The organism is Oceanospirillum sp. (assembly GCF_982874595.1).
Genome location: NZ_CEYNZH010000010.1, coordinates 58,033 through 81,671 on the forward strand (window position 1 = coordinate 58,033; position 23,639 = coordinate 81,671).

Annotated in this window: 24 protein-coding genes; 13 read left to right on the forward strand and 11 right to left on the reverse strand. The window is 49.3% G+C overall.

The annotated features are described in order from the left end of the window. Positions 1–22 precede the first annotated feature (22 nt). The 5 genes from AC4GL5_RS06630 to AC4GL5_RS06650 all read right to left on the reverse strand — a co-directional run bounded on the left by AC4GL5_RS06630 (position 23) and on the right by AC4GL5_RS06650 (position 3,163). On the reverse strand, positions 23–343 hold the full coding sequence (locus AC4GL5_RS06630) for an STAS domain-containing protein (RefSeq protein ID WP_490382007.1): 321 nt from the start codon (positions 341–343) through the stop codon (positions 23–25). 5 nt (positions 344–348) lie between these two features. After that, positions 349–1,014, reverse strand: coding sequence for an MlaC/ttg2D family ABC transporter substrate-binding protein (locus AC4GL5_RS06635; RefSeq protein ID WP_490382008.1), 666 nt, complete (start codon positions 1,012–1,014; stop codon positions 349–351). 76 nt (positions 1,015–1,090) lie between these two features. Next, positions 1,091–1,555 carry an outer membrane lipid asymmetry maintenance protein MlaD gene (gene mlaD / locus AC4GL5_RS06640; RefSeq protein WP_490382009.1) on the reverse strand — a complete coding sequence of 155 codons (465 nt, stop codon included), beginning with the start codon at positions 1,553–1,555 and terminating at the stop codon, positions 1,091–1,093. A gap of 1 nt (position 1,556) precedes the next feature. Further along, the gene (gene mlaE, locus AC4GL5_RS06645; protein ID WP_490382010.1) at positions 1,557–2,339 is read right to left on the reverse strand and encodes a lipid asymmetry maintenance ABC transporter permease subunit MlaE; all 783 of its coding nucleotides are present in this window, start codon (positions 2,337–2,339) and stop codon (positions 1,557–1,559) included. Then, positions 2,339–3,163, reverse strand: a complete 825-nt coding sequence (locus AC4GL5_RS06650; protein ID WP_490382011.1) for an ATP-binding cassette domain-containing protein — start codon at positions 3,161–3,163, stop codon at positions 2,339–2,341. The genes mlaE and AC4GL5_RS06650 overlap by 1 nt, the downstream gene beginning before the upstream one ends. A gap of 238 nt (positions 3,164–3,401) precedes the next feature. On the opposite strand from AC4GL5_RS06650, the gene AC4GL5_RS06655 reads away from it, so the two are divergent. The 12 genes from AC4GL5_RS06655 to mgtE all read left to right on the forward strand — a co-directional run bounded on the left by AC4GL5_RS06655 (position 3,402) and on the right by mgtE (position 13,258). Continuing rightward, positions 3,402–4,361 (forward strand): calcium/sodium antiporter, encoded by a 960-nt coding sequence (locus AC4GL5_RS06655; protein ID WP_490382012.1) that lies wholly within the window; start codon positions 3,402–3,404, stop codon positions 4,359–4,361. 11 nt (positions 4,362–4,372) lie between these two features. After that, complete coding sequence (locus AC4GL5_RS06660) at positions 4,373–5,338, forward strand: KpsF/GutQ family sugar-phosphate isomerase (RefSeq protein ID WP_490382013.1); 966 nt, start codon at positions 4,373–4,375, stop codon at positions 5,336–5,338. Between the two features lie 79 nt (positions 5,339–5,417). Next, positions 5,418–5,957, forward strand: a complete 540-nt coding sequence (locus tag AC4GL5_RS06665) for a KdsC family phosphatase (protein WP_490382014.1) — start codon at positions 5,418–5,420, stop codon at positions 5,955–5,957. Positions 5,958–5,960: 3 nt separating this feature from the next. Next, positions 5,961–6,653 (forward strand): LPS export ABC transporter periplasmic protein LptC, encoded by a 693-nt coding sequence (gene lptC / locus AC4GL5_RS06670; protein WP_490382015.1) that lies wholly within the window; start codon positions 5,961–5,963, stop codon positions 6,651–6,653. A gap of 4 nt (positions 6,654–6,657) precedes the next feature. Further along, a complete protein-coding gene (lptA, locus tag AC4GL5_RS06675) occupies positions 6,658–7,230 on the forward strand; it encodes a lipopolysaccharide transport periplasmic protein LptA (RefSeq protein ID WP_490382016.1) in 573 nt (190 codons plus the stop codon). Continuing rightward, positions 7,227–7,952, forward strand: coding sequence for an LPS export ABC transporter ATP-binding protein (gene lptB / locus AC4GL5_RS06680; RefSeq protein WP_490382017.1), 726 nt, complete (start codon positions 7,227–7,229; stop codon positions 7,950–7,952). Before lptA ends, lptB begins: the two co-directional genes overlap by 4 nt. A gap of 25 nt (positions 7,953–7,977) precedes the next feature. Next, the gene (locus AC4GL5_RS06685) at positions 7,978–9,522 is read left to right on the forward strand and encodes an RNA polymerase factor sigma-54 (RefSeq protein WP_490382018.1); all 1,545 of its coding nucleotides are present in this window, start codon (positions 7,978–7,980) and stop codon (positions 9,520–9,522) included. Positions 9,523–9,606: 84 nt separating this feature from the next. Then, the gene (hpf, locus tag AC4GL5_RS06690; protein WP_086481276.1) at positions 9,607–9,915 is read left to right on the forward strand and encodes a ribosome hibernation promoting factor; all 309 of its coding nucleotides are present in this window, start codon (positions 9,607–9,609) and stop codon (positions 9,913–9,915) included. Positions 9,916–9,937: 22 nt separating this feature from the next. Next, positions 9,938–10,387: a PTS IIA-like nitrogen regulatory protein PtsN gene (ptsN, locus tag AC4GL5_RS06695; RefSeq protein ID WP_490382019.1), complete on the forward strand. Its 450-nt coding sequence runs from the start codon at positions 9,938–9,940 to the stop codon at positions 10,385–10,387. A 208-nt stretch (positions 10,388–10,595) separates the two neighbouring features. Continuing rightward, a complete protein-coding gene (rapZ, locus tag AC4GL5_RS06700; protein WP_490382020.1) occupies positions 10,596–11,459 on the forward strand; it encodes an RNase adapter RapZ in 864 nt (287 codons plus the stop codon). A gap of 9 nt (positions 11,460–11,468) precedes the next feature. Further along, positions 11,469–11,753: an HPr family phosphocarrier protein gene (locus AC4GL5_RS06705; RefSeq protein ID WP_490382021.1), complete on the forward strand. Its 285-nt coding sequence runs from the start codon at positions 11,469–11,471 to the stop codon at positions 11,751–11,753. A gap of 149 nt (positions 11,754–11,902) precedes the next feature. Next, positions 11,903–13,258 carry a magnesium transporter gene (mgtE, locus tag AC4GL5_RS06710; RefSeq protein WP_490382022.1) on the forward strand — a complete coding sequence of 452 codons (1,356 nt, stop codon included), beginning with the start codon at positions 11,903–11,905 and terminating at the stop codon, positions 13,256–13,258. 112 nt (positions 13,259–13,370) lie between these two features. Here mgtE and pmbA read toward each other — a convergent pair whose 3' ends face one another. Further along, the gene (gene pmbA / locus AC4GL5_RS06715; protein WP_490382023.1) at positions 13,371–14,741 is read right to left on the reverse strand and encodes a metalloprotease PmbA; all 1,371 of its coding nucleotides are present in this window, start codon (positions 14,739–14,741) and stop codon (positions 13,371–13,373) included. Positions 14,742–14,876: 135 nt separating this feature from the next. Here pmbA and yjgA point away from each other — a divergent pair, with 135 nt between their 5' ends. Further along, positions 14,877–15,392: a ribosome biogenesis factor YjgA gene (yjgA, locus tag AC4GL5_RS06720; protein ID WP_490382024.1), complete on the forward strand. Its 516-nt coding sequence runs from the start codon at positions 14,877–14,879 to the stop codon at positions 15,390–15,392. 69 nt (positions 15,393–15,461) lie between these two features. Here the strand turns inward: yjgA and tldD are convergent, their stop codons facing one another. The 5 genes from tldD to mreD form a co-directional block, all read right to left on the reverse strand. Further along, on the reverse strand, positions 15,462–16,895 hold the full coding sequence (gene tldD, locus AC4GL5_RS06725; protein ID WP_490382025.1) for a metalloprotease TldD: 1,434 nt from the start codon (positions 16,893–16,895) through the stop codon (positions 15,462–15,464). A 20-nt stretch (positions 16,896–16,915) separates the two neighbouring features. Further along, positions 16,916–20,863, reverse strand: a complete 3,948-nt coding sequence (locus AC4GL5_RS06730) for a YhdP family protein (RefSeq protein WP_490382026.1) — start codon at positions 20,861–20,863, stop codon at positions 16,916–16,918. 135 nt (positions 20,864–20,998) lie between these two features. Then, positions 20,999–22,474, reverse strand: coding sequence for a ribonuclease G (gene rng, locus AC4GL5_RS06735; protein WP_490382027.1), 1,476 nt, complete (start codon positions 22,472–22,474; stop codon positions 20,999–21,001). A gap of 49 nt (positions 22,475–22,523) precedes the next feature. Next, a complete protein-coding gene (locus AC4GL5_RS06740; RefSeq protein ID WP_490382028.1) occupies positions 22,524–23,123 on the reverse strand; it encodes a Maf family protein in 600 nt (199 codons plus the stop codon). Positions 23,124–23,174: 51 nt separating this feature from the next. Beyond that, positions 23,175–23,639 (reverse strand): rod shape-determining protein MreD, encoded by a 465-nt coding sequence (gene mreD / locus AC4GL5_RS06745; protein ID WP_490382029.1) that lies wholly within the window; start codon positions 23,637–23,639, stop codon positions 23,175–23,177.

The following is a 23,639-nucleotide window of genomic DNA, read 5'->3' on the forward strand; positions in this document are numbered from 1 at the left end:
CCCCTTATCAATTCGTTAAGTTTTATTCGCAGCAGTGATGAGGGCGTTCGAAGGAAAGATGGCCGGAAAGGCCAGAAACCGCAATAATCCGTTCAAGCAGGTCTGGAACACCTGAGAAGTGTATCGATTTATCTGAGCGACAAGCTTCCCTGAGCCAGCACATCATCAGAGAAACGGCTGCACTACCGGAAGCGTGCACCCCAGAAAAATCCACTTCAATCACGTCAGGTCCCTGAACAATCAATTGCTCACCTTTGCGGCGAAGCGGCAGTATGGTGGAGAAATTAAGATCGCCACGCACCTGTAACCTTCCTGGTTCTGAAGCAGTAATATCAGCAGACAATTTATTTATTCCTCTGATTTTTGAACAGAATCATCAGCGATCACCGACGCAGACTCACTTTTGAGCCAGTTCTCAATGACATAATCAAAATCGCGGTTGTGTGCCTGCATCGCACTGTCAAACTGATTGCGGAAGGTCAGGCCTAAGTTAATGCCATTAACCGTGACATTGGTAATGCGCCACTGGTTATCTTTCCCTTTACGCATGGAGTAGATGATAGGGTACACCGTGCCATCAACGGCAATGACCTCCATCTCCACAGTATCCCGGTCAGGATCCCGGGACGGTGCTTTGGGATCCAAAACCCGTATCTCTTCATTTGAGAATGCCAGCAGGCCTTTCGCATACGTGCGGATCATGCTGCCTTTGAAAACTTCAAGAAAACGACGACGCTGGTCATTAGTCGCAACCCGGTAATACTTGGCCATGACTCCGGCCGCAAAACGACGCATATCAACCGCCGGCTCAAGAATGCCTTCTACATTGTCATAGAAACGCTGAGGGTCCTCATCGTAGTAACCCCGTGCTTCTTCGATGATACCCAATAACTCATTCGCAGTTCGGGTAACCACCTCTTTGGGCGTTTCTTCTGCAGACAAGGCAGGCAGAGACAAACTGAATGATAAAAAAAACAGAGTGATCAAACTAAAAAGCGATCGCTTTTTTCTCATGATGATAACCTTTGCTTCCATTGACGTTATGCCATTCATCTCAATTAGCCCAAATTCAGTTATCGCACCTGTCAGCCTATTCCTTACCCATGCTGGAAAGGAACTTACCAATCAGATCTTCCAGAACCAATGCCGGTTGCGTATCCCGGATTTCACCGCCATCAGACAGCATATCCTCCTCAGCACCAACCACCAGACCGATATAATTTTCGCCCAGAAGGCCTGAGGTCAGAATCATCGCTGTGGTATCTGCCGATAACTTACCCTGCATACTGTTGTCGATACGCATAGTCACTTTGGCGTCGTACCACTGAGGATCAATCTCAACGGAGGAGACCCTACCGATCGTCACGCCGGCCATAGTCACTTTAGCCCGGGGCTTAAGGCCTCCGATGTTATTAAAATGCGCATAAACGGTGTAGCTGTCTTTTTCATTGCTATTAAGATCCAGCCCGCTCACTTTAAATGCCAGTAACAACAAAGCCAATGCTCCGGCAATTACAAAACTGCCAACCGTGATCTCGATCCAACGAGTTGTCATATTAAAAATCCCCAAACATTAACGCTGTCAAAACGAAATCCAGCCCCAAAACCGCAAGGGAACCATGCACAACTGTCTTGGTGGTCGCGCGACTGATCCCTTCTGAAGTAGGCTCCAGGTCATACCCCTGAAAAACGGCAATCCAGGTCACCACAAAGGCAAAAGCGATACTTTTAATCACCCCATTCATAACATCATGGGTAAAGCTGACAGATGCCTGCATATTGCCCCAGTAGGAACCATCAAAAACCCCAAGCCATTCCACGCCAACCAACATTCCACCCCAGACACCAATCAAACTGAACAGAATACACAGCAACGGCAACGCAATGATACCGGCATAAAGGCGCGGGGCGATAACCCGCTTAACGGGATCAACACCTATCATTTCCATGCTGGCAAGCTGCTCAGTAGCCTTCATTAGCCCAATTTCAGCGGTCAAAGCTGAGCCCGCCCGTCCGGCAAAAAGAAGGGCAGCGACGACGGGACTCAACTCTCGTAGTAAGGTTAGGGCAACCATCTGCCCCAAAGCATCTTCAGCACCAAAATCAACCAGAATAGAGTAGCCTTGCAGCCCTAAAACCATTCCTATAAATAGGCCGGAGACACCGATAATAGCAATGGACAGAACACCAGTGACATAAACCTGCTTAACCAGAAGCCGGAAATTTTTCAACACATAGCCCAAGCCCATTAAAGCAGCAAACAAAAGCTGCGCTGAGCGGCCCAAACCTGCGACGATAGAAAGCACTCTGTCGCCTATCTGTTGCAACCAGTCTAACATTAACCTGCAACTCCATCTTTTCCGGCAAAAAGAATATCTTCTGCAAAGTCATTTGCCGGATAACGAAAGGGAACCGGGCCATCCGGCAAGCCCTGAATAAACTGCTTCACCTCTGCTTCATCACTCTGAAGAATCTGCTCCGGAGTCCCCTGCACCAAAACTTTTCCACCGCTAAGAACACACACATGGTCTGCAATACTCAGACACTCATCAATATCATGAGATACCAGCACTGTGGTCATATTAAGGGCATCATTCAGTTGGCGAATCAGTTTAACCAGAACGCCCAGAGTGATAGGGTCCTGACCAACAAAAGGTTCATCGTACATCATCAGCTCAGGATCAAGCGCAATCGCTCTGGCCAGTGCAACCCGACGGCCCATCCCACCAGAGAGCTCAGAAGGCATCAGATCACGGGCACCACGCAATCCGACGGATTCAAGCTTAATCAGGACCAGATCACGAATCATATCTTCCGGCAGTTTGGTATGGACCCGAAGAGGAAAGGCAACATTTTCGAAGACATTCAGTTCTGAAAACAGTGCGCCACTCTGAAACAACATACCCATGCGTTGCCTCAGCTCAAAAAGCTGTTTACGACTCAATCTGGGAACCGACAACCCATCAACAGCAACATCTCCCTGATCAGGCTTCAACTGCCCACCAATCAGGCGTAACAGTGTCGTTTTTCCCGTCCCACTGGGACCCATAATGGCCGTAATTTTACCCTTGGGAATACGCAGGCTCAGGTCGGAAAAAATCGCACGCTTCTCCCGAAAGAAGGCCATAGATTTGATTTCAACCAGGTTATCGGCATCAGTCATAATGTAGAGGGAACCCTGTGCAAATTATTCGATCCTAAGAAGGCTGGAACTTTACCGTAGAGGAAGCAAAAATACAGCTTTCATATTAATCAGCCAAGACTAATTGATCGCTTTGTCGATTCCAGTAGCTCCTCATCAAACAATGTCATATACGGTAAATTCACATTTTCAGACTTGCATTCACTCTCTGTAACTTCTTTAATTGCCACCCGACCTTCAACAGATTTAAACAGGCCTTATGATTCCCGATACTATTCCTTTTTCTATTGCTGCTCTGATCATTGGCTTAGGCCTGCTGGTCTGGAGTGCTGATCGTTTTATTGCCGGTGCGGCAGCCACTGCCCGCAATTTTGGTATGTCTCCCATGCTTATCGGAATGACTATTGTCTCTATCGGGACATCGGCCCCTGAAATTCTCGTTTCAGCGATTGCCGCAATCGGCGGAAATCCCGGGCTGGCGGTGGGTAATGCATTGGGCTCCAACATTGCTAATATTGGCCTGGTTCTGGGCGTTACCGCCCTGATCGCTCCTTTGCCAATCAATATGAAACTGATGCGCAAAGAGATCCCTTTGCTACTGGGAATCACCTTGCTGGCTGGCGCTATTATGCTGGACGGTCAGATCAGTATGACCGACTCCCTGATTCTTGTTACAGCTCTTGTAATCAGTCTGCTTTGGCTCTTCAAAGGGGACTCAGAAGCCATGGCCGATCAGGAAGAAGAGATTCCTGATATGCCACAGGGCAAAGCGATTTTCTGGCTGCTTCTGGGCCTTGCCATTCTGATCGGAAGCTCCCGTATGTTGGTTTGGGGTGCGGTTAATATCGCAACATCTTTTGGCATCAGCGACGTCATCATCGGACTGACGATTGTCGCCATCGGTACCAGCTTGCCGGAATTGGCTGCCAGCGTAGCAAGTGCTTTAAAACGCCACCATGAGATTGCTCTGGGTAACGTCGTAGGTTCAAATATCTTTAACCTGCTGGCCGTACTCCCCGTACCGGGCTTTTTCGCCACCGTAGTCATTGAACCGGAGGTGATGAGTCGTGATTATCTCACAATGACGAGCCTGACCTTCCTAGTAGCCGCCCTTATCATCATTATGCGCAAGAAAGGCAAGCTCAACCGTATCGAGGGTGGCCTTCTTGGCCTGATTTACATTAGCTATCTCTATTTCATTTATCTGGCCACTGTCTGATGGAGTCATCAATGCGCGATTATCTTGCCTCCGCCAAGCGCACGATCAAACTGGAAGCAGAAGCGGTAACCGCCCAAGCAGCCCATCTGGATGAAAATTTCAGCCGAGGTTGTGAACTCATGCTGAATTGCAAAGGGCGAGTGGTTGTCACCGGCATGGGGAAATCCGGTCATATCGGTAATAAAATTGCGGCAACACTAGCCTCCACAGGCACACCGGCTTTTTTTGTTCACCCCGGAGAAGCCAGTCACGGAGATCTGGGAATGATCACCCGTGGTGATGTCGTTATCGCACTCTCTAACTCCGGAGAAACTTCCGAGGTTACGACCCTACTGCCACTACTGAAACGACAGGCAATTCCACTGATCAGTATTACGGGTTCCAAAAGCTCCACTCTGGCGAAATTCTCTGATGCCCACCTGCTGATCGATATTCAACAGGAGGCCTGCCCTCTCGATCTGGCACCAACCTCCAGTACAACGGCCGCCCTGGTTATCGGTGATGCGCTGGCCATTGCACTTCTCGAAGCCCGCGGCTTCAGTGCTGAAGACTTTGCCTTTTCCCATCCGGGCGGTAGCCTTGGTCGCCGCTTGTTGCTTAAAGTCTCTGATATCATGCACTCTGGCGACCGTCTGCCGTTGGTAAATTCGGGTACAGCCTTGAAGGCCGTACTACTGGAAATCACTCAAAAAGGCCTCGGAATGGCAGGGATTGTCTCTGCAACAGGAACACTTTTGGGGATCTATACCGATGGTGATCTTCGCCGAACGCTAGACCAAGGTTTAGATATCCGTACGGTTTTGGTAGATGATGTAATGACGTCAGCGCCGATCACCGTTTCAGCCGATCAGCTTGCTGCAGAAGCCGTTGAAGTGATGCAACAGAAGAAGATTAATGCCTTGTTGGTGACCAACCAAAGTAATCACCCTGTTGGAGCGCTCAATATGCATGATCTGCTTCGTGCAGGGGTCATTTAACTGCTTAAGTATTCTCAGGCTAAAAGCCATTACTTTTCCCCGATCAAGCGGGATTAAAGTCAAATTCTGGAGTTTTTTTATGTCTTATACCGACACACCAAAAGACAAAGCCCGTTCTGTCCGCCTGCTGGCTCTGGACGTGGATGGTGTGCTCACGGATGGCAGCCTGTACTTTCATGCCGATGGCAGCGAGAGTAAGGCGTTTAATAGTCTCGATGGCCATGGCATCAAAATGCTTCAGGCGAGCGGTGTAGAAGTTGCCATTATCACGGGCCGACGCTCCAAGATGGTTGAACAGCGCGCTCAGGCTCTGGGCATAAAAACACTGTTTCAGGGCCGCGAAGACAAGTTAGTTGCCCTGAAGAGTATTCAGGAAAGCAAGCAACTATCCTGGTCACAAATCGCCTACTGTGGTGATGATCTGCCCGACCTATCGGCGATTAGAACTGCTGGCTTGGGCATTACAGTCCCTAATGCACCTGAATATATGATGCAATATGCAGATATGTGCACGAACCGAAAAGGTGGCGAGGGAGCGGTAAGGGAGGTCTGCGACTTTATTATGCAAGCCCAGGGCACCTTGCAGGATGCCATAGACCACTACCTTTTGGGCTGCTAAATCATGTTGTTTGGAAGCCGACTTAAAAAGCGCTTTATTAGCCTTATAGGTCTGGGGATATTAGGTCTTGCGGTGCACTTTCTGGATGTTCAGCGCCCGCAGTCCTTTGACCTTTTTTCCGATATACCCGACAGCCAGTCCGAGCCTGACTACTACACCGTCAACAGCCACTTTCTGGAATATGATATCAATGGCAACCTAAACCGTTCACTGAAATCGGAACGCCTGCTGCATTATCCGGACACCGAATTAACCGCTCTGGACAAACCTCAGATCACCACTTATACCCCTGATGGTTTACCTCAATGGCTGGCGGTTGCGAACAGCGGCCTGGTTGAAGGTGACGGCAGTCATTTCCAATTAAATCAAAATGTTATAGTCTGGCAGATGATAAAAAATGACGTCAGCGACTCAGGTAAACCGGATGTCCGGCTCAAACTAACTACTGAGCAATTGAACATTGATTTGGACAAAGATCAGGTTTCGACAGAGCAACCTGTACTTATCAGCATCCCTGAAGGGGATACTCGCTCAGTCGGCCTTTTTGCAGATATGACCACCAACAGAATTGAACTAAAGAGCCAGGTTCAGGGACGCTATCAGACTCGTACAGAGCCTTTGCAAGCGCCGCAACTGAATGCCCCAAAAGGTGGTCAGCAAGAGTCTGATGACGCAGCTTCACTAAAGCAGGAATAAGATAATGCCAATGAGTATCACTATGCTGTTGGGTTTGCGGAAATTCGGTCTTTTTTGTGTAACGGCTCTACTGTCAGGCTTCCTGTTATCTCAACCAGCACAGGCCCTTGAAAGCGATACCGATCAACCGATCAGCGTACTTGCCAACAGTGCCGAGTTTACTCCGGATCAGGGAATTGCTATCTATACCGGTAATGTCGAGATTGAACAGGGCAGTCTTAAAGTGGACGCCCACAAAGTCACCGTCTATCGTAAGGCTGACGGTGAAATAGACAAAATCATTGCCGAGGGCAAAGACAACCGGGTTCACCTGCAACAACAACCCAAACCTGAAGATCCCGTTGTACATGCCTATGCAATGTCTATCGTCTACCAAGCTGCTCTTCAGGAGGTTGAACTGACCCGGCAGGCTGAACTTGAAAACGGCAAGGACCAATTCAGCGGTGAGCGTATTCGCTACCATCTGCAAACCAAGCGCATTCAGGCCTGGGGGCAAGACAATAATAAGGATGCTCCGTCCGATGATGGCCGGGTAAAAATCATTTTGTTCCCGAACAATGGTAAGGAGCAGAAATGAAAACCCTAAAGGCGGGACACCTTGCCAAAACCTACAAAAAACGACAGGTTGTTAAAGATATCAGTCTTGAGGTCAATCAGGGACAGGTTGTAGGTCTGTTGGGACCGAATGGTGCCGGAAAAACAACATCCTTCTACATGATCGTCGGATTGGTTCGCTCTGATGCGGGCTACGTGACTCTGGATGACGAAGATATTACACCGCTGCCAATGCACGGCAGAGCTCAGAAAGGTGTGGGCTACCTGCCACAGGAAGCCTCTATTTTCCGCAAGCTATCGGTTGAAGACAATATTCTGGGCATTCTTGAGACCCGCAAAGAGCTCAGTAAAAAAGAGCGTAAAGAACACCTCGAACGCCTGTTAAATGAGTTCAGCATTACACACATCAGGAAAAGCCTGGGTATGAGTCTTTCCGGTGGTGAACGCCGCCGTGTTGAAATTGCCCGAGCACTGGCGACTGAGCCCTCTTTTATTCTGCTTGATGAGCCTTTTGCCGGGGTTGACCCTATTTCAGTGAACGAAATTAAGTCGATCATTCGCCAGCTGAAAGCGCGAAATATCGGAGTACTGATCACGGATCACAATGTCCGGGAAACCTTGGATATCTGTGAAAAAGCCTATATCGTCAGTGCAGGGCAGATTATCGCTGAAGGCGATGCCGCCAACATCATGGACAACCAGCAGGTACGGGATGTCTATCTCGGCCATGAGTTCAAGTTATAACCACTTTGGGAATAAGCCGTAATCTATGAAACCGGCCTTACAGCTTAAAATTGGTCAGAGTCTGACCATGACACCTCAACTGCAGCAGGCGATACGCCTGTTGCAGCTATCGACTCTCGATTTACAGCAGGAGATTCAGGAAGCCCTTGAATCTAATCCTATGCTGGAGCTTGAAGACGAGTTTAATTCAGCAAATGATGCCACTGAAGCAAACTCAGATTCCGAGAGCAACAAAGAGGACCAGAGCAAATCCGAAAGTGAATCTGCCAGCAGTAATGAAAGTCAGGATGCTGAGCTGGAAAACTATACCGCAACAGCGGAAGACAGCTGGCAGGATTCGATCCCTGAAGACCTACCAGTGGACAGTGGCTGGGATGATGTCTATCAGGAAAGCCTCTATACTCAATCATCAGCCCCAAGTGATGATGACGGTTCCTATCTTGAGCAGCGCGGCATCATCACAGAAACGCTGCAGGACCATCTGCTCTGGCAATTAAACCTGTCAGGCCTGCCGGAATGCGATCGGCTGATCGCAGAAGCGATCATCGACAGTATTGATCCTGATGGCTACCTCTCGTCCCCGATCGAAGAGATCTATGAAGGCCTGCAAAGCCGACCTGAGTTCCAGAATAAAGAATACGAGCTTGAGATAGAGGACGTTCAGGCCGTTCAGGGATATATTCAGCACCTTGATCCGATTGGTTGTGCCGTTAAAGACCTGCAGGAGTGCCTGCTCGTTCAGCTGGAGCCTCTGGATGCTAACGCCTTCCTGCTGGAAAAAACCCGTAAACTGATCACCCTGCATCTCGACCTTCTGGGTAGTCGTGATTTCGCACAGCTTATGCGTCGTCTGAGAGTTAAAGAACCTGAGCTTCAGGATATCATTGAGCTGATCCGTAGCCTGAACCCTAAACCTGGGTCTTCTATTTCGACAGAACATGCTGAGTACATTGCACCGGATCTTTTTGTTACCCGTGAAGAGGATCACTGGAAAGTCGACCTGAACCCGGATATAGCCCCCAAAATTCGTATTCATGGTGCTTATTCTGGTCTGATCAAGCGGGCCGACAACAGCCGGGATAACACCTTTATGAAAAACCAGCTTCAGGAAGCACGCTGGTTCCTGAAGAGTCTTCATAGCCGCAACGAGACATTACTCAAGGTTGGCATTGAGATTGTGAAGCGCCAGCAGGCATTTCTTGAAATTGGTGAAGAAGGCATGAAACCACTGGTCCTGCATGACATTGCAGATGCCATCGGCATGCATGAATCCACCATCTCCCGGGTAACGACGCAGAAATATATCCATACCCCCCGGGGTATTTTTGAACTTAAGTACTTTTTCTCCAGTCATGTCGGTACTACCGCAGGTGGTGAAGCATCCTCGACCGCAATTCGGGCTATGATTAAGAAAATGATTGCCGATGAACCACCGAGGAAACCTTTCAGCGACAGTAAGTTGGCCAATATGTTGGCTGAGCAGGGAATTAAGGTCGCCAGACGGACCGTCGCCAAGTACCGCGAAGCGATGAATATCCCCCCGTCGAACGAACGTAAGAAATTGATTTAAAATCAATTTAGAAAAAACGCTTTGCAAATACCTGAAAAACGATACAATCAAAATTGCAAGACCGCGAATAATAAGGAGCTATTTATGCAATTGAATATTACCGGTCAACACCTGGAATTAACTGAAGCTCTGCAAGAGTACGTTTCTACCAAGTTTGAGCGTCTTGAGCGTCACGTTGATAACATCACTAACGTACAGGTTGTTCTCAAGCTGGAAAAAGAGCGTCAGATTGCTGAAGCAACTCTGCACGTAGCCGGCGCAGATCTGCATGCCACCGCAGAAGCTGAAGATATGTATGCATCTATTGATATGCTGACGGATAAAATCGATCGCCAGCTGATCAAACACAAAGAAAAGGCCCAAGCCCGTAAACAGGGTGCGGCAGCCCGCTAATTATTGAGCATAACTGATATCCATGTTACTCAATTCAGTTCTGACTCCTCCGAGAACCCTTGACGGGGTTCCCGGAGGCAGCAAAAAGCGTCTCCTAGAGTTCTTCAGCAAGTTTATCTCTCAGCAGATTCCCACTCTTGAAAGCACCGAGGTTTTCGATAGCCTCATTGCACGGGAACGACTGGGAAGTACTGGTGTTGGTGAAGGCATTGCCATTCCACATTGCAGGGTTAAAAACTGCTCGGAAAGTATAGGAACCTTTATTCGCCTGAAAGATAAGGTTGACTTCGACTCTATCGATGGACGACCTGTTGATCTTTTGTTTATTCTGCTGGTTCCAGAGGAGGCAACCGACGACCATCTTCAGTTGTTATCCGGTCTGGCAGAGAAATTCTCTGACCCCGATTTCTGTCGACAGCTTCGCGAAGCGGTGGGTTCCGAGGGGCTGTACGAACTCTGGACTCAGAGCTAAAGCCTTTATCTGCTACCGAAGTAATCCATCCGGGCACAAATAGCATACTGATAAGGTCTTCTGTATCTTTTGTAATACCGATGACCTTATCTTTCGCTAACCTCTTATTCGGGCCTGATCCGTTTACACTTAAACGGTTGATAAACTGCAGCCCATTCAGAAAAGCATTAACAAGAATTGACTGAACCACGCGTAAAAGGGATGTGAGATGAAACTGGTTATTATTAGTGGACGATCCGGTTCCGGTAAAAGTATTGCACTCCATGTGCTCGAAGATCTGGGCTACTTTGCCATTGATAACCTTCCCATCGGCTTACTCAGCCAGCTTCCGGATAATCTTCCTGGCTCCAATAATCTGGTTGCAGTCAGCATTGATGCCCGCAATATCGTCACCGACCCATCCGGTGTTCAGCCTCACTTCGAAAAGCTGAAATCTCAGGGCTATGATGCACGTATCATCTACTTGGATTCGGATGATGGCACCCTGATTGACCGTTTCAATGCCACCCGGCGCAAGCATCCTTTGTCCTCTGAAAAAGTATCTCTTGCCGAAGCGCTCATAAAAGAAGGCAATCTTCTTGAGCAGATCGCTGAACAAGCAGACCTCAGAGTCGATACCAGTAACCTGAGTATCTATGACCTTCGTGAGATCATCACTCAGCAGCTGGAAAACTCTGAATCCAAAACCAATGTCGCCATACAGTTTCAGTCCTTCGGTTTTAAGCGCGGGATACCAAAAGACTGTGACTTTATCTTTGATGTCCGCTGCCTGCCTAACCCATACTGGGAAACACATCTTAGGGTCTATACCGGACTCGATCAGCCCGTTATTGATTTTCTGGAACAGGATTTCAGCGTCCGGGCCATGGTATCGGATGTCGCCGGCTTTCTTGAAAAGTGGCTCCCCAGCATTATCGCCAGTAGCCGCAGCTATATTACCGTAGGAATCGGTTGTACTGGTGGACAGCACAGGTCAGTATTCGTTGCGGAACAGCTGACCGACAAGTTTAAGCATCAGCACCCTCAAACTCTGGTCAGACATCGGGACCTTAGTCTGGCAAACAAAGACTAGGATAAAGCTATGCCTGAGTTCACAGTAACGGTAAGTAATAGCAAAGGCTTCCATCTGCGGCCAGCCTCCAAGCTACTTCAGCTGGCGACAGACTTTGATGCTGCCAGAATCCAGCTCCACCACAAAGAATCAGGACGCTCTGCGGACTGCAGAAATATGATGGCTCTGATGATGATGAGTTCGCCTCAAGGCACGGAGTTCTCTGTCCAGGTAGACGCTGATGAAGCACTGGTGGAAGAAGTCAGAAAGGCTGTTTTTGAGCTGTTTGAAAATGGTTTTGGTGACGAAGCCTGATCCTAATCGCTTGCTTAAATCTGCTGAAATTTGGCCGACTATAAAAATACAGTTAATATCAAAGGATTAGCCAATCAGGTATCAAACCGGAAAACGTTTTAACCCAATCATCTTTCTTAACGCGAACTCTTTCATCGACACGGTAACCTATGGCCAGCGAAAATCAGGATATTCCTCCAATGCTTGAACGTCTGACCAACGCGATGGACTCAGGCTCATTTGCGCAAGTACGCCGAATGCTGAACCGTGGTTTACCGGCTCAGGATGTCGCGCACCTGCTTGAATCATCCCCTCCGAAAGAACGAGATGTCCTCTGGAATCTGATCGAACCTGAGTTTCAGGGTGATGTTCTTCAGCATCTTGTGGATGATATTCAGGCGATCTATCTGAAACGGATGAATCCGGAAGAGTTCCTGACAGCAACCGAAGGCCTGGATACGGATGATATTGCCGACCTTCTGCAGCAACTGCCGGACACGCTGATTCAGGAAGTACTCGTTTCAATGGATGCTCAGGATCGGCATCGGGTTGAAGCTGTACTCTCCTACCCGGAGGATACCGCTGGTGGCCTGATGAATACGGATACCATCACGGTCCGTCCTGACATCAGCCTTGACGTTGTCATGCGTTATCTTCGTCGCCACGAATCCCTGCCGGATTCAACCGACTCGGTTCTCGTGGTAAGCCGGGGTGATCATTTTATCGGCACCTTGCCTATTATCCGCCTTCTGGTAGCCGACCCCTCCATTACCGTTCGTGAAGTGATGGACACCGATACCATCGTGATTCCTGCTGACATGCACGATAGCGATGTTGCCAACCTGTTTGAGAAATTTGACCTTATTTCCGCTCCGGTTGTTGATGATGAAGGCACACTATTGGGTCGTATTACCATTGATGACGTGGTTGACGTTATCCGGGAAGATGCCGACCACTCCCTGATGAGCATGGCCGGTCTGGATGAAGACGAAGATACCTTCTCCCCGATTATGATCACTGCCAAACGCCGGGCTGTATGGCTAGGAATTAACCTGCTCACTGCATTTCTGGCTTCAGCTGTTATCGGACTTTTTGATGCCACCATCGAGAAAGTTGTCGCACTAGCCGTCTTAATGCCGATCGTCGCCAGCATGGGAGGTATTGCCGGAAGCCAAACACTCACCGTTGTTATTCGCGGTATGGCACTTGGGCACATATCCTCCAGTAATACCCCTTGGCTGCTTAACCGAGAGTTTATTGTCGGCCTGATTAACGGCACCATCTGGGCTCTGGTTGTCGCAGGTGTCGCTATTCTCTGGTTTGATGACCTGACCCTGGGCTTCATTATCGGCTCTGCGATTATTATCAACCTCCTGGTCGCCGTACTTGCCGGGGCTGCTTTGCCATTGGCATTGAAATGGATGAAAATCGATCCGGCGTTGGCCGGTAGCGTTCTGCTTACCACAGTGACCGATGTGATTGGTTTCATGGCCTTTCTGGGATTGGCAACAGTCTTTTACCTGTAAACAGCTTCGCCGGACTTGGCGTCCAAAACAGAAAGGCCGGATAGCTAGCTATCCGGCCTTTCTGTTAATAACGAGGATTCAGCGGGCAAAGGATTTAACAACCCTTATTAGACTAGGCACCCGCTACCGACATCTGTTCAATCAGAACCGAACCGGTCTGAGTATTGCCCCGGGTATCAACATCGGAGCCGACTGCAACGATATTGCTGAACATATCCTGCAAATTCCCCGCGATAGTGATCTCATGGACCGGGTATTGAATCACTCCATTCTCGACCCAAAAACCTGCAGCTCCCCGGGAATAATCGCCCGTGACCATATTGACCCCCTGCCCCATCAGTTCCGTCACTAAAAGACCGGTACCCAGCTTATTGAGCATCTGTTCATAACTTTCACCGGTAGAGGAGATTCTGAGGTTGCGGGCTCCACCAGCATTTGCTGTGGTTTCCAGCCCCAGCTTACGGGCAGAGTATGATCCCAGCATATACTGCTGCAGAACACCATCAGCAACAAAAACATTATCCCGGGTTGCAACACCTTCCTGATCGTAAGGTGCACTGGCAACCCCACCTTTCAGATGAGGTTGTTCAAAGACCGAAACGAATTCAGGGAACAGCTGCTCGCCCAGCCGATCTTTCAGGAAAGACGCATTGCGGTACAGACTACCACCGCTTATTGCTCCCATAAGATGGCCCAGCAAACCCGACGCGATCTCAGCAGCAAACAGTACGGGAACCTTACGGGTTGAGATCTTCTGCGGATTAAGTCGCATCAGGGTCCGTTCAGCAGCCTTTTGACCAATCACCTCAGGAGCACTTAAAAGATCCCACTGGCGCTGACTGTCGTACCAGTAATCACGCTGCATCTGATCGCCTTCACCAGCAATCAGAACACAACTGGCGGAGTAATTTGTCCCCCATAATTGCCCCTGGAAGCCATGGCTATTGGCATACAGCGTAGTACGCTCACCGGCATGGAAACCCGCACCATCAGAGTTCGTAATCCTGCTATCTTGTCTGCCAACCGACTCGCAGGCCAGAGACAGATCAACCAACTGGTCAACATCGAAAGGCTTAGGGTAATAGAGCTCAGGATCCTGCCAGGACGTAGCCATCAACTCAGCTGACGCCAATCCCGCAAAAGGATCTTCTGCAGTATGCTCAGCAAAAGCCAGCGCCATCTCAACGGCCTGTTCCAGAGCATTATCAGTCAGGTCAGTTACGGAAACATGCCCTTTTCTCTGACCTTTATAGAGCGTCAGGGACAGACTCTGATCCTGATTAAACTCGACGGTTTCCACTTCCCCCATACGAGCGTTCACGGATAGTCCCCGGCTGGCTCCTATCGAAAGCTCAGCACTGGTGGCTCCTTTCTGCTGGGCCAGGCCAAGGACCTGTTCAGCACAACGGGGCAACTGTTCTTTCCAAGCCTGCATCTGCTCACTGAGTGCTGCCTTGGATTGTGAGGATGGCACCTGATTCATTGCAGATACTCCTGTGATTCGTTAGATAAAAAATTCAAATTACTCATGAGCCAGATACGGATGCGGAACCCGCATCGGCCTTAAAGGGGTTCTGTGTTAAACTTGCCGCAAGTAACAACTGCACAAGTGAAGAAGATGACTGACGAGATCCAAGAAGGCTACGAAGAGTTCGAAGAAGGCCCCAGCAAAACCCAGATAAAAAGGGAGATGAAAGCGCTGCAGGAGATGGGTGCGAAAATTCTGTCTCTGAATGCAGAGCAGATAAAACAACTCCCTCTTTCCGATGAGATGCTTGCAGCCATTGATGAGTCTCGCCGTATCCGCTCCCACGAGGCCCAACGCCGCCACCTGCAGTACGTGGGTAAAATAATGCGGCGCGAAGATACCGAAGCAATTGCTGAAAAAATCGCCCTGTTTGATACCACAAGCGAGGCTTACAATCGTCAGTTCCATATGCTGGAACATTGGCGTGACCGTCTGATTGCAGAGGGCGACGATGCGCTGAATGCGCTAATCGCAGAGAAACCGGATACAGATCGTCAAATGATGCGCCAGCTGATCCGTACCGCTCAGAAAGAGCTGAAGAATGGTAAACCACCTGCCGCTGCCCGTAAGATTTTCCGCAGTCTGCGGGATATTTACGGACTTTGAGTCGCCATTGACACGACCGAACCTCAGCAGGCCCATGGCCTGCTGACTTCAAACCCTCTTGCCAGTCTCTCACTGACCGGTACCACCAACCGTTAATTCATCAATCTTCAAAGACGGCTGACCAACTCCCACAGGGACACTCTGGCCATCTTTACCGCACACACCCACACCATCATCCAGTTTCAGATCATTGCCCACCATAGAAACTTTCTGCATCGTTTCCGGACCATTACCGATCAGAGTTGCTCCTTTAATGGGAGCCGTCACCTTACCGTTTTCAATCAGATAAGCCTCACTGGCTGAAAAGACAAATTTACCGGACGTAATATCAACCTGACCTCCGCCAAAGTTAACGGCGTAAACCCCTTTTTTCACACTGGCGATCAGCTCTTCAGGGTTATGCTCACCAGGCAACATATAAGTGTTGGTCATACGGGGCATAGGCAGATGCGCAAATGACTCACGACGACCATTACCCGTTACCGACTGATTCATCAAGCGGGCATTCATCTTGTCCTGCATGTAGCCTACAAGACGACCATTTTCGATTAATGTCGTGTTTTGCGTTGGTGTTCCTTCGTCATCAACAGAGAGAGAGCCCCGTCGATCTGCCAGAGTGCCGTCATCAACAATGGTGCAGAGCGAGGAAGCGACCTGCTCGCCGATCCGACCGGAGAATGCAGAAGACCCCTTACGGTTGAAATCACCTTCCAGGCCGTGGCCCACAGCTTCATGCAGCAGAACACCGGGCCACCCGGCCCCAAGAACCACCGGCATATTGCCTGCGGGGGCATCTACGGCCTCCAGATTGACCAACGCCTGACGAACCGCTTCTTTTGCCACAGATTCAGCCAGCGATTTATCCATCAGTGCCTTAAGACTATAGCGGCCACCAGCACCTGCTGAGCCACGCTCTCTGCGGCCGTTCTGCTCAGCAATGACACTGACATTAACCCGAACCAAAGGACGTATATCTGCTGCCAGGGTGCCATCACTGGCTACCACGAGTACCTGCTCAAAATTAGCAGATAATGAGGCGGTCACTTCTTTAACTCTTGAGTCAGTCTCTCGGGCAATTGTGTCTGCCTGCTGAAGAATTGCCAGCTTCTCTTCTGAGCTCAGCGCCAGGATCGGATTATCCTGAGCATATAGAGGCTTAAAAGCGACCCTGTCCAAGGCTTCCACTTTTCCGGATTTACCCTGACGAACAATACTTCGCGCGGCTTCTGCTGCCTGTGAAATCGCCAGAGCACTAATATCGCCACTGTAAGAGAAGCCTGTTTTCTCACCGGAGATTGATCGGACACCAACCCCGCGGTCAGCACTGTATCCCGCATCTTTTACAATGCCCTCTTCCAGAACCCAGCTCTCACTCATCGACTGCTGAAAGTAGAGATCTGCAAAGTCGATACCGGGGCCCATAGCCTCTGCCAGAAAATGATCCAGCTGACTTAGATCTACCTGACCGGGAAGCAGTAACTCCCGGGAAACCTGTTCAATCATATATTCTCTCTCAGAGCAGATCAGAAGACCCGCTTCAACTCAATTTGAGGTTTATCCCAATCACCCTGAATCGTATAGGTCGCCTGTGTGAACTTATCAAACAGATTACCAAACACCTTCTGAATGATGTAGATGGTCCCACCTACCTGAGGGGCGCCGGCTAAAATAGCGGCAAAGGGTAAGGTCTCACCCACGGGCAAGGTTACCACCATCTCCTGATCAAACTTTTCATCGACGAAATCCAATTCGCCTGTCATTTCAAACTTGGTTGATGTTCCTGAGACACGGATTGGCTCTTTAATCTGACCAACCCCATCTTTCAGCTCTACCCTGCCGGTTACTTTATCGTAGGACAACCCTTTGCCAGACAGGTCAGAAAAATCCAGCTGTAGTCGTCTGACCAGCGATTCAAAATTCAAAAGCGAGAGCAGTTTTAAAGCGGGTACCGATTGCACTTGCTCAAAAGAACCTTTTTCAAGATCAATATTCACCTGCCCACTCAGCGTCTCAGATCGAACATCATGGGGCATCCCTTGCCAATTCACCCGAATTGAAGAGTCCGATCGACTACTTGTTACCGCAACAGGAATATCGAAAGCTTTTTGAACATCCGCAAGATTCTGACCACCGATGTTAAGAATGACCGATGTCTGAGCCTTAACGTTATCGTCCACATCATCCACGAGCCAATCCAAAGTTCCTGAGAAATCGACAGTACCCTGGGATAAGTTCTTAAGATTCACCTGCCGAGATGACTCACTTGACCGATAGCTCGCATCCAGTTTCTGCCCACGGATACCCCGTATCGAAAAATCATCAACACTCACATCAAAATCCGGCCAAGCAGGCGTGAATATCTGCTCAAAAATTTCGTTGCGCTCTTTTTTACCAAGTGGTGCAGTTGCACGCGCCCCTGACGGGGCCGCCTTTAGAAAGATCCGCTTCATATCGAAACTCAGCAACTCGGAGGAAAGCGAAACCACTCCTTCAAGTTGTTGGCTTACGACACTTAACTGCCCACCGCCACCAGAAGATTCTGCATCAATTGTCAGGTCATCAAGCTGAAACTCTTTATACACCAGAGCATCTGTTGCCACATGGAGCCGTATACTGGAGCTATCAGAAGCCTTATTGGCGGTACTGGCCTGCCCTGAAGTCGTCGCGGAACTACTCACAGAAGCGGTTAATGCCTGACGAGCATATTCCTGCTCCGCGAAGGCCACCCAAGGCTCAAGATCAAACACCGATTCGTCAATGTACAGGTCCGTCCTGCCAGTGGGCTCTGGCAGAGCTTTCGCGTTCACGGTGGCATTGCTATACCAAACGCCAACACCATAATCCTTAGCATCTCCCCCCCAGATCCCGTGGCTCAACAGAAAACCTTCAGATTGACGCGAATCATAAGCAACCGAGAAGCGGTTAGCCGAGGGGGCAAAGCTCATTTCTACCATCAGGGGCTTCTTGGTATCAGCGGCTTTACCCACGGGATAAGGAAGACTGACTGAAACCCCATCCAAATCAGAGCGTAAATGCAACCGGCTTATCCGGTCCAGATCAACGCTGAATTCATAATTGAGCTGACCTGTAACCCAGGAAGAAAAAGGCATTGGCTGCCAACGGTTAATATCGGTGGTTTCTGCAACACCGGAACCGGAAACAATCACAGCCCCGCGGGTTATATCAGTTCGGACTGCAAAATCAGCTTCTCCTCCGAGAAATTCTGCCTGTCCTTTATCAACTAACAGGCCTTTTTCAGTATCGTAAATAACCTTGGCCTGAATGTGTTTCAGCGGAGACGACAGCTCAGGAATCAAAAGCTGATTGGCATCGGTCAAAACAGAAACCTGCCCTTTGCCTTTACGGCCATCAACCGGAAAACGGAGATCAGTTTCAACCAATAATGGCTTTCCGGATAATTGCCAATCATGCAAAGATTCAGGCACTAAATCTTCCAGTGGGGTTTCCGTAAAAATCTGCCAGCCCCATTCAGGAAAAACAGAGCCTGAAAGATTCAGTCCAACGACATTACCGATTCCATCGTCACGCAGCGTCACCTCCCCCTTAATCCCCTCATTAGAGAGATAGCGTCCGGAGTTAAGAGCAACATCCAGGTCCGTACCATCCAAACGAACCTGAGCGTCTACAGCTTCAGCCTGAGGCCAGTCAGGAAGAAACTTCAACGTACTGTCTTTCACATCTAACAGAAGCAGGCTGGCAATCTCGCGGGGGGGCGATTGCGCTCCAAGATTCAGAGTACCGTCAAAAACAAAACCGCCTTGAGACACATGGGCCTGTTTGATGCTGCTGTTTAACCAGTCGTTTAGTGATTCAGCAACAACCCGATCCGGTACCAGCTGCAGGCCAAATGCTTCTTCAGCGGCGGTTAGACCCACGTTAAGATAAAAGTAATCGTCTTCGCCAGGCCGACTGTGAAGATCAAACTCACCGGCAACATCACTGTCACCCTGTTTAAGCTGTAAATCGATACCATAAACTCTGAGGGCATCGCCAATCACCCAGTGCACTTCGCCCAAAGCGTTATCAAACCACCAGCCACCACTATAAAGCTCCGGGTATCCCATAAAGAACTCATCAGAATGGAAGCGGATAAAGCCGGCCTCGGCACTACTCTCGACATAACCATTAACATTACGCAGCACAGGAGCACCGTAGAAGGCATCCACATCGACAGAATCAAGCTGAGTCTGCAGAAGAAATTCCTTATCTTCAGACTGGGTCACCGTGGTATTGCGAAGCACTCCCTTTGGCTTCAACCGAACCAGAGCATCTCGAGCCATATCGGGCAGCCCTGGCCATTCAAGCAAGGTATCGCTGAGTTTACTCAGCTCCAGATTAGATACCTGTACCTGCCAGTTATTTTGCGAGGCCTCTGCGGTTACCTGCTCAAGCGAAAACGTACGCTCCTGAAGACTGAATGCCAGTTGATCAGCAATCAGCTCCCAGCCCCCTTGATCCTGCTGCCAGAAAAGGGTTGAGTTAAGATCTGAAACCCGGACTTCCGGCTGATCAGGTAAGGTCAGTTTAAGCGAGGCATCTTTGAGATCACCCTTTAAGCTTTGTAAGCGCCCCTCCTTCCAGCTCCCCCAGAGTTCAATACCACCACTTAACTCAGGCAATTCAAAAGGTAATACATGGGCCACTTTCTCCAACCAGGAGCTCAGTGATTGAGAATCCGCCTGCAGATAAAAATCCACCGTCAGGGATTCCTTATCAAAAGGATCACCACTGACTTCCATAATAAAAGCGACCTGCTGCGGTGAACTGGGGTCTAACTGCAACTGCCCTTGCAGGCGCTGACGACCATCCACCTCATAGACTTCCAGACGACGACTGTATGCCCTGTACTCCCGACCATAGCGATCAGTCAGGTCCAGCCAGACATGCTCCATCTTCAGATGCTGCTGCCGGAGAAGAAACTGAAGTAACCGGGCAATAGGAGCAACATCTTCACGGATCGTTTGTCGCCCTCGGCGCGTAGCATCAGCAGCCTGATTGTTTTCATCGGCTGCCGCACCCGACAGGCCCCAGCCATTCAAAGACCAGGAGGAATCATCACCTTGAGTAAGACGCAGAGTTACCCCCTGAATAGAGGCTTGCCGGATAACAGGAAACTGATAACGGAATGAGCTGAAACTATCCAGCTCAAGACTGAAGTTTCGCACTTCTATCGCCGGCTTAACGCCCTCTCCGGGCTCTGCCTGAGGGGCGTAGACTTCGATCTGGTCCAGGCGTATATAGGGGTCAAAATCATTCCACTGGCCATCAAGCTGATCGATCTTTAGATTGATCGCTAACTGATCATTGGCCCACAACACCAGATCATCACGATAGTTTTCCAGCAACGGAAAGAAGTAGCGGCCGATACTGACGTACATCGCCAATACGACCACAATAGGAAGTACCAACCAGATAATACTGTGGTTAAAGATATGCCGGGGTAAAGACATTAATAAAACCGCATCCGGCTGTCAGTTAAAGCAGAAAATAGAAACACACACGTCACTCTGAAACAGATCAATCTGAAACTTACGCCTGAGATCCGGGCAGATTGCACCACGGCCTCTCATCGGCAGTGTTACAAATTAGAGCAGAACAATATCGAACTGTTCCTGACTATAGAGGGTTTCTACCTGAAACTTAATGGTTTTATTAATAAAGAGCTCAAGATCAGCAACACTGGCGGACTCTTCATCAAGCAAACGATCCACAACAGGCTGAGAAGCCAGCACCAAATAGGTGTCTGAACCATAGGCACGCTCTTCCCGCAGAATCTCACGGAATATCTCATAGCAAACGGTTTCCGGTGTCTTTAAAGTGCCTCGGGCTTCGCAGGTCGGGCAGGGTTCACACATCACCTGTTCCAGGCTTTCCCGGGTACGCTTACGGGTCATCTGCACCAATCCCAGCTCAGTAACACCGGTCAGTTTAGTTTTGGCATGATCCCGTTCCAGGTTCTTTTCAAGCAGGCGCAACACTTGGCGCTGATGCTCCGGATCTTCCATATCGATGAAGTCCAGAATAATAATGCCGCCTAAGTTACGCAAACGAAGCTGACGAACGATAGCCGTGGCCGCCTCAAGATTGGTCTTAAAGATGGTTTCTTCGAGATTACGATGACCAACAAATGCTCCCGTATTCACATCAATGGTCGTCATCGCTTCGGTCTGGTCGATCACCAGATAGCCACCGGATTTCAGCTGAACTTTTCGACCCAGCGCTTTCTGGATCTCATCCTCAACCCCGTAAAGGTCAAAGATAGGACGTTCACCTGGGTAATACTCCACCTTATTTTCAAGGCTGGGTACAAACTCCTGAACAAACTCTTTCAGTTTAGTGAAATTCTCCCGGGAATCGATACGGATTTTCTCAATTTCCGGACGAACAAAGTCCCGCATCGTGCGCATAAAAAGTGGTAAGTCTTCGTAGATAACGCTTTTATTTTTTGCGTCCTTACAACGACGCTCTACAGCGCGCCACAGTCGGTACAGAAAATGCGTGTCAGCCAGAATTTCATCTTCGCCAAAGCCTTCTGCTGCGGTACGGATAATAAAGCCACCCTGCTTTTCACCACCGGCTTTATCTTCATCCGGGGTCGCGCTTTCAACAATATTCCGTAAACGTTCCCGTTCGGCTTCATCTTCAATACGCTGTGAAACACCGGTATGGGGCGTATGAGGCATATAAACAAGATAACGGGAAGGAATCGACAGATGAGTGGTCAGGCGAGCGCCTTTGGTGCCGATTGGCTCCTTAGTAACCTGCACAATAAGAGATTGGCCTTCATGCAGGAGTACGCTGATACTCTCGACTTCAGTGCCATTGGGGCGGTTTGCAGGAACAACATCAGCAGCATGAATAAATGCAGCACGTTCCAAACCGATATCCACAAATGCTGCCTGCATTCCCGGCAAAACCCGAACGACTTTCCCTTTATAGATATTACCGACAATACCTCGGCGGCGGGTTCGCTCGATATAAACTTCCTGCAGCACACCGTTTTCAACCACTGCAACCCGGGTTTCCATCGGTGTGATATTAATTAAAATCTCTTCACTCATCGCCTCTCCCCCTGCGATAAATTGATCCGTGCCCGAAACGATGGCGCTGTTATGAAGATTCGAGTACCCGGATACCAAATTGTTTCAACAGATCTGCAGTCTCAAACAGAGGCAGGCCGACAACATTGCTGTAACTGCCGGATACCGAGCGGACAAATACAGCCGCCAAGCCCTGAATACCGTAACCTCCTGCCTTATCGAAAGGCTCACCGGTATCACAGTATGCATGGCACTCCGCCTCACTCAAGGCCCGGAAAGACACATCGGTTACACTGATAATCGACTGAACATGCCTGCCCTGACAAACGGCAACACCGGTCATCACCTGATGAGTCTTGCCGGATAACTGCATTAGCATATCAACAGCCTGCCGACGATCACGGGGTTTTCCCAAGATCTTTCCGTCAAAGACCACTGATGTATCAGAACCCAAAACAGGTAGCTCGGTACCTGAGCGCTTCTGGCCCGCTAAAGCTTTTTGCTCAGCCAAACGCATCACATAGGATGGTGCAGACTCACCAGGCAACACACCTTCATCCAGATCAACCGGATATTTAAGGCAGCTTAAACCAATTTGCTTCAGAAGTGCTTCCCGTCGCGGAGATGCCGAGGCCAGACAAAGATCGTAAGAAGTATCGTTTTTTTGCATCAGTCAGACTTTTCTTTTAACTAAAATATGTCAACCGGGTCATCCGAAGCATCAATGAATCTGAAAACGTCGGCGTATGGTTCGCATACCAATAAAAAACCAGGGCCAAAGCACCATACTGGTGATCGCCGGCAAGAGAAATGCCAAGGTATCTGCAGCAACGCTGGTCAGATTCTGGATCCACTGGAAAATCAGAAGACTGATACTGATTAAGAGGCCAACCATTAAGGCCTGCTGAAGAGCCCCATAATTACGCATCCTCTGGAAGAGCAAAAGCGAGATATAGGCGATAACTGACATCGCCAATGCATTCTGTCCCAACAGAGAGCCATCAAGGAGATCCATGCACAGCCCCAGAAAAAAACCAGCCATCACACCGACACGATGAGGTAAAGCGATGCACCAATAGATCAGAACCATAGTCGCCCACTCGGGCTGCACCCAAAGAAAAGCGTCAGGCAGAGGCATCGCTGCTAACAGAAGGGCAAATACAAAGGTGAAAATAATAATACCCAT

Coding starts and splice junctions, on each gene's coding strand:
- AC4GL5_RS06660 (WP_490382013.1), top strand. CDS start 4,373: ATGCGCGATTATCTTGCCTCCGCCAAGCGCACGATCAAACTGGAAGCA.
- lptA (WP_490382016.1), top strand. CDS start 6,658: ATGCCAATGAGTATCACTATGCTGTTGGGTTTGCGGAAATTCGGTCTT.
- AC4GL5_RS06685 (WP_490382018.1), top strand. CDS start 7,978: ATGAAACCGGCCTTACAGCTTAAAATTGGTCAGAGTCTGACCATGACA.
- lptB (WP_490382017.1), top strand. CDS start 7,227: ATGAAAACCCTAAAGGCGGGACACCTTGCCAAAACCTACAAAAAACGA.
- mreD (WP_490382029.1), bottom strand. CDS start 23,639: ATGGGTATTATTATTTTCACCTTTGTATTTGCCCTTCTGTTAGCAGCG.
- pmbA (WP_490382023.1), bottom strand. CDS start 14,741: ATGAATCAGGTGCCATCCTCACAATCCAAGGCAGCACTCAGTGAGCAG.
- AC4GL5_RS06635 (WP_490382008.1), bottom strand. CDS start 1,014: ATGAGAAAAAAGCGATCGCTTTTTAGTTTGATCACTCTGTTTTTTTTA.
- mlaE (WP_490382010.1), bottom strand. CDS start 2,339: ATGTTAGACTGGTTGCAACAGATAGGCGACAGAGTGCTTTCTATCGTC.
- tldD (WP_490382025.1), bottom strand. CDS start 16,895: ATGATTGAACAGGTTTCCCGGGAGTTACTGCTTCCCGGTCAGGTAGAT.
- lptC (WP_490382015.1), top strand. CDS start 5,961: ATGTTGTTTGGAAGCCGACTTAAAAAGCGCTTTATTAGCCTTATAGGT.
- rng (WP_490382027.1), bottom strand. CDS start 22,474: ATGAGTGAAGAGATTTTAATTAATATCACACCGATGGAAACCCGGGTT.
- AC4GL5_RS06705 (WP_490382021.1), top strand. CDS start 11,469: ATGCCTGAGTTCACAGTAACGGTAAGTAATAGCAAAGGCTTCCATCTG.
- ptsN (WP_490382019.1), top strand. CDS start 9,938: ATGTTACTCAATTCAGTTCTGACTCCTCCGAGAACCCTTGACGGGGTT.
- yjgA (WP_490382024.1), top strand. CDS start 14,877: ATGACTGACGAGATCCAAGAAGGCTACGAAGAGTTCGAAGAAGGCCCC.
- hpf (WP_086481276.1), top strand. CDS start 9,607: ATGCAATTGAATATTACCGGTCAACACCTGGAATTAACTGAAGCTCTG.
- mgtE (WP_490382022.1), top strand. CDS start 11,903: ATGGCCAGCGAAAATCAGGATATTCCTCCAATGCTTGAACGTCTGACC.
- rapZ (WP_490382020.1), top strand. CDS start 10,596: ATGAAACTGGTTATTATTAGTGGACGATCCGGTTCCGGTAAAAGTATT.
- AC4GL5_RS06650 (WP_490382011.1), bottom strand. CDS start 3,163: ATGACTGATGCCGATAACCTGGTTGAAATCAAATCTATGGCCTTCTTT.
- mlaD (WP_490382009.1), bottom strand. CDS start 1,555: ATGACAACTCGTTGGATCGAGATCACGGTTGGCAGTTTTGTAATTGCC.
- AC4GL5_RS06730 (WP_490382026.1), bottom strand. CDS start 20,863: ATGTCTTTACCCCGGCATATCTTTAACCACAGTATTATCTGGTTGGTA.
- AC4GL5_RS06655 (WP_490382012.1), top strand. CDS start 3,402: ATGATTCCCGATACTATTCCTTTTTCTATTGCTGCTCTGATCATTGGC.
- AC4GL5_RS06665 (WP_490382014.1), top strand. CDS start 5,418: ATGTCTTATACCGACACACCAAAAGACAAAGCCCGTTCTGTCCGCCTG.
- AC4GL5_RS06740 (WP_490382028.1), bottom strand. CDS start 23,123: ATGCAAAAAAACGATACTTCTTACGATCTTTGTCTGGCCTCGGCATCT.